The sequence below is a fragment of the Paenibacillus sp. AR247 genome (assembly GCF_002968895.1).
Taxonomy (GTDB): domain Bacteria; phylum Bacillota; class Bacilli; order Paenibacillales; family Paenibacillaceae; genus Paenibacillus_AQ; species Paenibacillus_AQ favisporus.
On the sequence record NZ_PCZT01000012.1, the window covers coordinates 331,241 to 342,482 of the forward strand.

11 protein-coding genes and 1 other annotated feature are annotated in these 11,242 nt (G+C 52.8%); of the genes, 7 read left to right on the top strand and 4 right to left on the bottom strand.

Translation table 11 applies throughout. From position 1 onward, the window contains the following. Positions 1-1,331 (bottom strand): transglycosylase domain-containing protein (locus CPT76_RS40360; RefSeq protein ID WP_258168762.1); only part of this gene is annotated, 1,331 nt, incomplete at its 3' end. A 148-nt stretch (positions 1,332-1,479) separates the two neighbouring features. Further along, positions 1,480-1,744, top strand: a binding site (T-box leader). A gap of 58 nt (positions 1,745-1,802) precedes the next feature. Between CPT76_RS40360 and tyrS the strand changes: the two genes are divergently transcribed. Then, complete coding sequence (tyrS, locus tag CPT76_RS22975) at positions 1,803-3,056, top strand: tyrosine--tRNA ligase (protein ID WP_105444572.1); 1,254 nt, start codon at positions 1,803-1,805, stop codon at positions 3,054-3,056. Positions 3,057-3,198: 142 nt separating this feature from the next. Here the strand turns inward: tyrS and rpsD are convergent, their stop codons facing one another. Next, positions 3,199-3,798, bottom strand: a complete 600-nt coding sequence (rpsD, locus tag CPT76_RS22980) for a 30S ribosomal protein S4 (RefSeq protein ID WP_105444573.1) — start codon at positions 3,796-3,798, stop codon at positions 3,199-3,201. A gap of 460 nt (positions 3,799-4,258) precedes the next feature. Between rpsD and CPT76_RS22985 the strand changes: the two genes are divergently transcribed. The 5 genes from CPT76_RS22985 to CPT76_RS23005 all read left to right on the top strand — a co-directional run bounded on the left by CPT76_RS22985 (position 4,259) and on the right by CPT76_RS23005 (position 8,244). Continuing rightward, entirely contained in the window at positions 4,259-4,975 is a 717-nt protein-coding gene (locus CPT76_RS22985) for a sensor domain-containing diguanylate cyclase (RefSeq protein ID WP_308737659.1), read from the top strand. Positions 4,976-5,111: 136 nt separating this feature from the next. Further along, positions 5,112-5,933 (top strand): hypothetical protein, encoded by an 822-nt coding sequence (locus CPT76_RS22990; RefSeq protein ID WP_146116389.1) that lies wholly within the window; start codon positions 5,112-5,114, stop codon positions 5,931-5,933. Between the two features lie 207 nt (positions 5,934-6,140). Next, positions 6,141-7,256: an aminopeptidase gene (locus CPT76_RS22995; RefSeq protein ID WP_076169915.1), complete on the top strand. Its 1,116-nt coding sequence runs from the start codon at positions 6,141-6,143 to the stop codon at positions 7,254-7,256. A gap of 144 nt (positions 7,257-7,400) precedes the next feature. Continuing rightward, positions 7,401-7,646, top strand: coding sequence for an HPr family phosphocarrier protein (locus CPT76_RS23000; protein WP_076169916.1), 246 nt, complete (start codon positions 7,401-7,403; stop codon positions 7,644-7,646). Between the two features lie 307 nt (positions 7,647-7,953). Then, a complete protein-coding gene (locus tag CPT76_RS23005; protein ID WP_076169917.1) occupies positions 7,954-8,244 on the top strand; it encodes an Fpa/YlaN family protein in 291 nt (96 codons plus the stop codon). 214 nt (positions 8,245-8,458) lie between these two features. Here the strand turns inward: CPT76_RS23005 and cax are convergent, their stop codons facing one another. Beyond that, positions 8,459-9,532 (bottom strand): calcium/proton exchanger, encoded by a 1,074-nt coding sequence (cax, locus tag CPT76_RS23010; protein ID WP_105444575.1) that lies wholly within the window; start codon positions 9,530-9,532, stop codon positions 8,459-8,461. A gap of 152 nt (positions 9,533-9,684) precedes the next feature. Here cax and CPT76_RS23015 point away from each other — a divergent pair, with 152 nt between their 5' ends. Then, positions 9,685-10,071 (top strand): Asp23/Gls24 family envelope stress response protein, encoded by a 387-nt coding sequence (locus tag CPT76_RS23015; protein ID WP_076169919.1) that lies wholly within the window; start codon positions 9,685-9,687, stop codon positions 10,069-10,071. Positions 10,072-10,161: 90 nt separating this feature from the next. Here the strand turns inward: CPT76_RS23015 and CPT76_RS23020 are convergent. Then, a partial coding sequence (locus CPT76_RS23020) for an FtsW/RodA/SpoVE family cell cycle protein (RefSeq protein WP_105444576.1) occupies positions 10,162-11,242 on the bottom strand: 1,081 nt, incomplete at its 5' end.

Sequence of the window (11,242 nt, forward strand, 5' to 3'; positions counted from 1 at the left end):
GATTCAATCGCCGGCAGGTAAGCTGCAATCGGCTTCATCGTCGATCCCGGCTGGCGGATCATCTGGGTGGCATAGTTCATCTGTTCTTTGTTAAAATCACGGCCCTCGATCATGCCGAGAATGGCGCCGGTCTTGTTGTTGATCATCATGGCCGCCGTTTGCTCGGCCCCCTTGGTCTTGCTGTCAGGGGAGAAGTTGCTGTCATCCTCGGCGATTTTATGCATCGAATTGTACACCTTTTTATCAATGGTAGTATAGATCCGATACCCACCCGTGCTGAGCTGCTGCCGGGCTTCTTCAAGCAGGTCGCCGTCCTGCTTTGCATCATCCCCGGGAACCTTGCCTTCCGCCTGCTCATTCAGCTGCATGATGATTTGGGCGCCTTGGCGCTCCGTTTCCATCATCAGATAAGGGAAGGTGGCGTATGCCTTCTCCACATGGGGAGCCAGCTGCTTGCGAATGTCGAAAGCGAGTGCTTCCTTATACTGGGCTTCCGTGATTTTGTTCTCCTCAAGCATCCGCCGGAGCACCAGATGCTGCCGGTCGATGGCGCGCTTAAAGTTGGCTTCGTTAAACTCGCCTTTTCCGTTGAAGGCCGAATATCTGGAAGGCAGCTGAGGAAGACCGGCTAAATAAGCCGCCTCGGCGACGTTCAATTTACTGAGATCACTAATATTAAAAATGCCTTTGGCTGCGGCCTGAATACCGTACAGATTGTAGCCGCTGGATCCGTTGCCGAACGGAACCTTGTTTAAGTATGCCGTTATAATTTCTTCTTTCGTCATAAACCGCTCCAGCCGGAGCGCGAGCAAAATTTCCTTGAACTTCCGGTCTTCCGTTTTGTCCAGGTTCAGGAATACGCGTCTGGCCAGCTGCTGGGTGAGTGTGCTTCCTCCGGTCTGCACGGATTCATGCAGAAGCTTCTGCTTGACGGCACGGAGCGTGCCCTTGATGTCAACACCCTTATGTGTAAAAAAGTTATTGTCTTCAATCGATACGACGGCGTCGATGACGATGGGCGGTATCTGCTTATACTCCACGGGGCGTCTGTCCTCATCGGTCCGAAGCTGTCCGATGGGGGTGCCGTCACGGAAGTAGGCGAATCCCGTAATGGAGTTCTCGCTCATCTTCTGGTCAATCAATGCCCTGGAACGGACCGGATCATCCTTCACGATGGAAGTGAGGTACCCGGCTGCCGTACCGCCGGCGAACAGCGCTCCCATAACGATAACGACCAGCGTCCACATCGCGGTAAGGCCGATGATGCGGCCGTAGGACCGTTTTTTCGGAGCGGTCTGCTCTTCCGGCTTTTGTTTGTTATCTTCAACCATTCGTGGCTATCCTCCTTTTGACGGAACTATTATAGCATAAATTGCGTATTTTGAATGCAGAGATCGAATCGTGGCCAAATGGATGGCAATCATTGACTTTTTTCGGGTGTGTGGTATAAATAGGGTTAATCCAAAAAGAACATATCGTCAAAAGGCAAAGAAAGACTCCAGTAGAAGGGAGCCTGGGCTGATCAGAGAGCCGGTGGGTGGTGCAAACCGGCAGCCTCTCCCTTTGAATTACCGTCTTGAGCCGTCCGGAGGAACGCGCGTCACCAGGAGCGTAAGTAGTCTGGCACCGGACCTGGCAGTCCGTTATCGTAATGAAGCGAAAGCAGTGGGTGGAACGGGATCGTCCCCGAAACGGCTGCTTTAATTAGGGTGGTAACGCGAGCAGGCTCCTTCTCGTCCCTTGGGACGAGAAGGAGCCTTTTTGCTGTACATTCTAAACGGATCAGAGAGAGGTTGATGACGATGAACTGGGAACAACTTATGCCGGCCCAGAAGGAAGAGGTTGAACGCCAACTGGCTGTCATCAGGAGGGGGACGGTCGAAATCATGCCGAACGAAGAGCTGGAACGCAAGGTGATCCGGTCGGTTGTGCAAGGACGGCCGCTCAAGGTAAAGCTGGGTCTTGATCCGTCCGCTCCGGACATTCATATGGGGCACACGGTAGTGCTGCACAAGCTGCGGCAGTTTCAGGAGCTGGGACATGAGGTGCAGCTGATCATCGGGGATTTCACGGGCCGGATCGGCGACCCGACCGGGAAATCGGAAACCCGCAGACAGCTGACGGAAGAGGACGTGAAGCGGAATGCGAAAACGTACCAGGAACAGGCGTTCAAAATATTAAGTCCGGACAAAGCGAAGGTATACTACAACTCCGAATGGCTCGGCCCGATGACCTTTGCCGACGTGATCGGGCTCGGTTCCAAAGTGACGGTAGCCCGGATGCTGGAGCGAGACGATTTTTCCAAACGGTATGCCGGCGGGCTCCCGATCAGCATTCACGAGTTTTTCTACCCGCTGATGCAGGGCATGGATTCGGTGGCGCTGGAGACGGACATCGAGCTCGGTGGTACGGATCAGACGTTTAATCTCATGATGGGCCGCACCTTGCAGAAGGAATACGGGGCAGAACCGCAGGTGGCGATCACGCTTCCGCTGCTGGAAGGGCTGGATGGCGTGCAGAAGATGAGCAAAAGCCTCGGCAATTACATCGGAATCGATGACGCACCGAACGAAATGTTCGGCAAAACGATGTCGGTGCCGGATGGGCTGATGGTGAAATACTTCGAGCTGGCCACGGATATAACGAATGAAGACCTTCAGATTCTGCGCGAAGGATTGGAAGGCGGCCGTATCCACCCAAGGGATGCCAAAATGAGCTTGGCGGCAGCCTTTGTCCGGATGTACCACGGGCAGGAGGCGGCCGAAGCGGCCCGGCAGCATTTCGTCACCGTCTTTCAGCAGCGTGCGCTTCCTGAAGATATCGAGCTGCGCGATATCCCCGCAAACGAGCTGCAGGGAGGGGCCATCCGGCTGGTCCGGCTGCTGACCCTTATCGGATTTGCTTCTTCCAACAGCGAGGCCAGAAGGAGCATTGAGCAAGGATCGGTCAAGCTGAATGAAGTGAAAATCGAGGATCCCCATGCGGAGATCGCGGTCCGGGACGGCGATATCGTTCAAGCGGGAAGACGCAAATTTGCCAAGCTCCGGCTGCTATAGAAGATTTAAGAAGCCGTGAGAAGGCTGGGAGAGGCCGGGGGATACTACCACGATAAACAGGGCTGCCATTCAGTCCTGTTTATCATCCAGAACAAACAAAAAAGCCCGGAACATAAAGTTCCAGGCTTGGTTGCAGTAAATATTAACGGTTGTAGAATTCGACGATTTGTCTTTCGTCGATGTCTTGGGAAAGCTCGGCGCGCTCTGGGAAACGGATATATTTACCTTCCAAAGCTCCATCGTTGTACTCCAGGTAGCCTGGCAGATGCGCACGGTTTTCCAGCGCTTCTTTAATAGAAGAGAGGCTGCGGCTTCTTTCGCGAAGACCGATCACGTCGCCTGTGCTTACTTGGTAGGAAGCAACGTTTACTTTCTTGCCGTTAACAGTCACGTGACCGTGAGCGACCAATTGGCGCGCTCCTGCACGGGAGTTAGCGAAACCAAGACGGTAAACAAGGTTGTCCAAACGGCTTTCCAGCAAGAACATGAAGTTTTCACCGGCAATACCTTGCATTTTTTGCGCTCTGTCGAACAGCGTGCGGAATTGCTTTTCACCCAAACCGTACATGTGGCGCAATTTTTGTTTTTCTTGAAGCTGCATACCGTAGTTGCTCATTTTTCTCCGTTGGTTAGGACCGTGTTGTCCCGGAGGAAAAGGGCGTTTCAATTCTTTACCAGTACCGCTCAGGGAAATTCCCAGACGACGGCTCAATTTGAACTTTGGACCTGTGTAACGTGCCATGTTATAGTAGACTCCTTTATTTTTCGAATAATTTACAGTAGGGCTCTATTTGCGCCGTATTTGTTTACCTGTGCGTCCTAGTACGAACCGCACAACTGACGGGAAAGTTCAGCCGCTGTCCTGTCAGCAACAAATGACGTGAGGGTGACACAACGTTACGCCCAAATCAAGACTATATTTGCAGTCTTTTTCAACAATAGATTTTATATTATAGAGTAGGCAAAAGTCAAGGCCTGACATTTTGCTGGAAAAGTCTAATTTTGTCGATAGGGCTATAGTCCTAAAAAAGTAGGACAAATATCTGAAATATGAGTGCAAAAATTGCTTGGAACAGAGTAAGAATAAATGAGGAGCGGGACGTTCTGGAGGTCATGGCATCCAACGTTTCCGGACTTGCCCCGCTTTTGAGGCAGAGTATGGCTTCGGCGGACTTGTCTTTCATAAAAAGGAACCTGTAATTCTGTCAGACTATTCCCTGAACGGCAAAGTCCCCTCAAAGCTGATGGAAATCACGCATTCGCAATCCCTCATCGCTTCACCGCTGACCGTAAACGGCAAGGTGATGGGGGCGATTCTGCTGACGCACCGCAACCCTCATCATTTTTCCTATGACAACTACCGGCTTCTGCAGACCTTGTCCAGCCACATCGGCCTGTCGGTGAGCAACGCGCTGCTCCACGCCGAGCTGAGACGGATGGCCAACCGGGACATGCTGACCGACATGTACGCCCGCCATTACCTTGATAAGATGATTCAGCAGTATCAAGTGAACGATTTTTGCGGGTCTCTGATCGTGGTAGACATTGATGAATTCAAACAGGTTAACGATACATACGGCCACCAGAAAGGGGACGACATTCTCAGGCAGGTCAGCGATATCGTGAAATCCTCCATCCGGGAGGAAGACGTGCCTGCACGCTGGGGCGGGGAAGAGCTGGCTGTGTATATGCCGCAGCTGGGGGTGCACCAGGCGGTCAAAGTCGCTGAAGTGATCCGAAGCCGGGTCGCCCGGGAGACAAGTCCATCCGTAACGATTTCAAGCGGAATCGCGGAATGGTGCTGGACGGACCCGCAGGTGAGTGTAGACAGCTTGTTCTACAGAGCGGATATGGCCCTCTACAGGGCGAAGAACAGCGGACGCAACCAAATCCAAATGGAAAACATAAACGATATGTAGCAGGCGGCCTCACTCTCGGGTGGGGGCGCCTTATTTTTGCATGAACTGGCCGGGAGGGGGACAGTCTATAAAGCAAAAAGGACCTATGATCGAAGAATGAACCTTGGTTCATTTTGTCCGGAAAGGCAGTTTTTCCATGATGAAAAAAATGGTACTTCCCGCCTTGCTGCTGCTCGGCCTTTGCGGCGGTTTGACAGGCTGCGGCATGTTTCAGGACTCGAAATCGCCGGAGGAATGGTTTTCCCAGACGATTACCGGACTTGCCGGCATCGATTCGTTTTCATTTAGCGGCCTGGCTTCGGTCCGTGCCCAGGATCAGGGGCAGGTGCAGAACTTTGCTTACACCGGCAGGCTCACGGGCCACGACCAGCTGACCATGGAGAGCGTGATCCCTACTGGGGAGGCGGTTCAGACCACGGGACTCCAGGCACGGGGAATCACCGGGAAAACCGTGAAGGTGACGAATTTCCGCAGGCAGGACGGGGGATGGGTGAGGATGTCGAGCGAAGCGAACCCTGAGGATAACTCTCCTTCATTAACCCGGTTAAACCCTCTGCAGCAGCTCGACGGCATTCATGGGCTTCCCAAAAGCATCAAGGTGGAGTCCAGCGCCGGCCGCGGCTCCAAAGTGCTGCGGATCGAACTGGAAGGCTCAAGCGCAAAAGACTTTTTGGCGAAGCAGCTTGAATCGGAAATGGAGGGTCTCCGCAAGCAGCCAGGTTACACCCACGCACAGTCCGGGCAAAAGCAAAAGCTGCAGACGCTCTGGAATCAGGGGGACAAGCAGCTGCGGCAGATGCTGAACGACGCCCAAGTCAGCACGGTCTATCATTTGACGATTAACCGCAAGTCCGGATTTCCGGTTCGTCTGACCTCGGAGAGCGCGATCGACTATGTCAATCTGGACGGTGCGCAGACGCGGGAGACGATGGTCAACGATGTATCATTCCAGCCTTAGGATCGCCCAGTGACGATAAGTTCCACACCGGACGATCGGGCGGCTGCTCATTTGGTCATCATCCGACCGGCAGACTTCGGGCTTTCCGCCTGCATCCGCAGCTCTCATGCTGACGGGACTTGCCATGCGTGCTACAATAAGTCTGAATGAATTAACCTTTGTTCAAATAAATAGCTTACAGGTTATGTCAACGGGAGGAAATAAGTCATGCGTGATCCTAGAATTCAAAAACTGGCGGAAAACCTCGTCGGTTATTCCGTGAACGTACAGCCGGGGGAGAACGTCCTTGTCGAGATGATCGGCTCGGAGCGCGACCTGCTGAAGGCCGTCATTGATGAAGTCGGCAAGCGGGGAGGGCGTCCGTTCGTACAAATTACCGACAAATCGGTGCAGCGTACGATGCTGATGAACGCATCGGAGGAGATGCTTAAGACATGGGCGGACATCGACCTGAACCGGATGAAGCAGATGGACTGCTATATCGGCATCCGTGCCGGAGAGAACGTCAACGATCTGGCCGACGTTCCTGACGAAAAGGTAAAACTGTTCAATTCGCTTTACAATCATCCGGTACATAGCGGGCAGCGCGTCAACCACACCAAATGGGTGGTGCTGCGTTATCCGAACCCAAGCATGGCCCAGTTGGCCAATATGAGCACGGAAGCCTTTGAGGACTTCTATTTTGACGTATGCAACCTTGATTACGCCAAGATGGACAAAGCGCAGGACCCGCTTGCCGAGCTGATGAGAAAGACGGACAAGGTCCGTATCGTCGGCCCGGGCACCGATCTCAGCTTCTCCATTAAGGGAATCGGCGCCGAAAAATGCGCAGGCGAGAAGAACATTCCGGACGGCGAGGTATACAGCGCACCGGTGCGTGATTCCGTCAACGGCACGATCAGCTACAACACCAGCACGGTATACAACGGCATTTCGTTCGAAAATATCAAGTTTACCTTCAAGGACGGAAAGATCGTGGAAGCGACCAGCAACGATACCGAGCGCCTGAACAACATTTTGGACTCGGATGAAGGGGCACGTTATATCGGCGAATTCGCGATCGGGTTTAATCCGTACATTTTGCACCCGATGAAGGACATTCTGTTCGACGAAAAAATTGCCGGCAGCATCCACTTCACCCCGGGTCAAGCCTATGAAGTAACGGATAACGGCAACCGCTCCTCCATCCACTGGGATATCGTGCTGATTCAGCGTGAAGACTACGGCGGCGGGGAGATCTACTTCGACGACGTGCTGATCCGCAAAGACGGCATCTTCGTCATTCCGGAACTGCAGGGGCTGAATCCTGAAAACTTGAAATAGGAATAGCTGAAGAAGGGAACCCGGCCCGTGAGGCCCCAGGTTCAGCGCTTTTCAGAAATTCCTTGCGCGAGAAAGCGGATTCAATGTATCATAAAAGTGGTAAAATCATAGTATACTTGATATCAAAAGCTACGGAGGGATCCTATGTCCAGTAACAACGCAGCTGTTGTAGAAATCGCCCAAACGGCAAGCCAATTTACCTCTTCGATTGTACTTCAAGCGGAAAACAAGTACATCGATGTCAAAAGTATCCTCGGTCTGTTTACGACACTCGTAAGCAGCCAAAGCTATGAGCTTCATGTTCATGGACCGGATGCGGACGAGGCTAAAACGGCGATGAAGGAAGTGTTTGCCAAACACGGCCTGAACGTCAACGTGGTCTCTGAGTAAGCGATGAAGAAGAGCGCACCTGCTGGCAACAGTAAGGGCGCTTTTTTTAAAGCATAACCTTGATATTTACCGGGGTTATTCTGGAACCTTGCACCGCCGCCAGCCTTCCCCTTAGAGTCCCTTTGCGCCGCGCTTGGCATTGAAACCCGGGTTCTTTGCGGACGATGGGCCAGAGTTTCCTGTTCCTTCGGCTTCCCGGGGACGTTTTTCTGGGCCAGGTTCTTGTATTGGTGTTCAATTTCGTCTAATATTAAGAATAGAATACAAGGGTGTAATTGTAGGATTTTGGACATAGGGGGGAAGATGCATGACTTCATCTGAGCTGCAGGAGCAGTTGAATATTAAGGCGATTAATCTGCTGAAAGATGATGCAGAGAAAATAGAGAAGCTTATTGAAGTACAAATGGAGAATCTGGCCACACGCTATTGCCCTCTCTATGAGGAAGTGCTGGACACCCAGATGTACGGATTTTCACGTGAGGTTGATTTTGCCGTACGTGCCGGTCTTGTGCCCGAACTTACTGGCAAACAGCTGGTAAGTGAGCTGGAGAAGAATCTGGCCAACCTCTATGAAGCCCTGAACAACAGGGAAGCCTAAATCATCAGCCTGTCGCAAGCAGGCTTACATAAGATGCAGAGTACGGGACGGCCTGTTCCTGTATCAAACGATGATAAGTAGTTGCAGCTTGGCCTTCACATCGGAGGTCCCGAGATTTATAAATTTATACGTATAAAAAGGCATGCACTCCGCTAGAGCGCATGCCTTTTTTGCGTTTCCCTGCTATGCAGGGTTAAGAGCTTAAGCTGCCTTCCTACACCAAGAAAAACGATACGCCCAAAATAACGTATACGACCAGCAGCAGCAGACCTTCATACCAGTTCGTTTTGCCATCCTGGATAATAGACTTGGCGATAAATACCGACACGCCGATCGCTAGCAGCTCTATAGTTGTAAACACCAGGTCCATCGTGGTAGGCCCGAAGAAGTAGCTGACCAGCACCAGCACGGGGGCGACGAACAAAGCGATCTGCAGGCTGCTGCCTACGGCGATTTCGACCGCTGCGCCGATCTTGTTCTTCATAGCCAGCATGACGGCCGCACTGTGCTCTGCCGCATTGCCGATGATGGCCACGAGGAACGCACCTACGAACAGCTCACTAAGCCCAAATCGCGTCGTAAAGGTCTCCAGCGTATCTACCAGCCATTCACTCACGAAAGCGACCATAACGGTCGCCAGAAGGAGATACAGGATCGATTTGCCCTTGGACCATTCCGGCTCGCGTTCATGAGGCAGCTCTTCATCCTCTTCGTCGGTGACATCCGCCAAGTACTTCTTGTGCGTAATCATCGAGAAGACAAGCCAGGCAAGGTAAGCCACGATTAAGATGCAAGCTACGATAAGGCTCAGCAGCTGGGTATCGCTTCCGGTAATGGAATGGCTGCGCAGGAAGACCGCAGGCACGATCAGGGCGATCACGGCGACGAGCATCAGCGAGCCGTTCATACCCGCCAATGATACGTTGAAGCTCTGAACTTTAAACTTCAGTCCCCCGGCAAAAATGCTGAGTCCCAGTACCAGCAGCAAGTTTCCGATTACCGAACCGGTCAGACTGGCTTTGACCATGTCGAACAAGCCTTCCTTCACGAGGAAGATGGCGATAATCAGCTCCGCTGCGTTACCGAAGGTGGCGTTCAGAAATCCACCGAGCCGCTGTCCGGCATAATGCGATACGTTCTCCGTCGCTCTGCCCAAAAATCCGGCCACAAAGATGACAGAAATCGCGGACAGAATAAACTGCAGCGTTGCGTCCCAGCCTGCGAAATGTCCCACTGCACTAAGAATAAAGAAGGCGATGAGCAGGGTGGGGCTGATCCATTTTTTCAATTTTTGACACCTCTTGCCTTATGTAAGTTCGATTCTTATTCAATATACCCAAATTGCATAAGGTTGTAAACAAATCGGCAGGGCTTGGGATTTGCTTTTTGGGCCTGTTAGGATTTACAATAACGGATAATGGATGTAAAGGAGGATGGAGCATGTCGGAACAACTCCAACTAGAGAATGGAACCATACGGATTGCAGATGATGTCGTAGCGAAAATCGCCGGACTGGCCGCACTCGAAACACCAGGGATTGCAGCTATGTCGGGTGGTTTGTCGGAAGGATGGGCCAAGCGCCTGAGCGGAAAAAACGTGCAGAAGGGTGTCACGGTGGAGGTAGGCCAGCTGGAAGCGGCCATTGACCTGCGAATCATCGTGCTGTACGAAACCCCGATTCACGAAGTATCCCGCATGCTTCAGCAAAACGTGCGTGAAGCTGTCGAAAGCATGACCGGTCTGCGTGTGGTCGAAGTGAACGTGAAAGTGGAAGGCGTCGCTTTTAAAGATGACATGATCGAAGAGGTACCTACGCGCACCAAATAAGCACACGAATAAGACGAAAAAAAGACTAGGGGACGTAAGCGTCCTCTAGTCTTTTTGGTATGGGCCGCTTCAGGGTATCCCCCTGAAGGTTCAGTTAAAGCGGCGCGTCTGATTGCGGGAGGAAACCGCGACCGACGGTTTCTTGACGGTCACCGATTTCACCTGCTCCTGCTTCGACGGCAGCGTACTGATCCGCGAGATGCTGAGCATGATCCCCATGCTCGCCATCATGATCAGCAGGGAAGTTCCGCCGTAACTGATGAACGGCAGGGTTACCCCGGTCAGCGGGATCGTTTGGGTGACGCCTCCGATGTTGATGAACGCCTGAATGGCAATCAAGCCCATAATCCCGATGCCGACGAGCGTTCCGAACGGATCGGGGCACCTCAGCGCGATGATGATCCCGCGCCAAATGAAGTAAATATAGACGATCAGGAAGATCGACGTTCCGATAAACCCGAACTCTTCGCCGATGACGGAAAAGATAAAGTCGTTATACGGGTTAGGCAAATAATGAAGCTTCTGCACGCTTTTGCCGAAGCCGGCTCCGGTCAACTGCCCTTCACCGATAGCGGTCAGCGACTGCAGCAGATTGTAACCTTCCCCCTGTGGATCCTTGAACGGGTCCAGGAAGGCGTTAATCCGGCCGAGCTTATAGTTGCTCGATTGCACCGCCTGCTCCCCGCTATGGGACACCGACTTGATCAGGGCGTTGGCTCCAAGCACGAGGCTTGCACCCAGGATCAGCAGCAGGGCTGACCCTATCATATGCTTGAGGCTCGCGCCGCCGGCATAGATGATCAGGGCGCTTGTGGCCACCAGAATGAGGCAGGAGCCGAGGTCCGGCTGCATCATGATGAGCCCGGCGACGAAGCCGACGATGACCATGACCGGAATATAGCCTGTCCGCAGGTCGCGGAAGCGCTCCCCTTTTTTGCTGATCAAAGCGGACAGGTACAGGATAATCGCGATCTTCGCGATCTCCGTCGGCTGGATACCGAGAGATCCGACGCCGAACCAGCTTCGGGCACCGTTTCTGACTGATCCGACCAGAAGAACCAGCACTAGCATGATGACTGTAACGATAAACAGCGGGGCAAACAGCTTCTTGTACCTGGTGTAAGGAATGTTCATCGCGACGAACATGGCGATCGTGCCCAGCGCGGCCCAC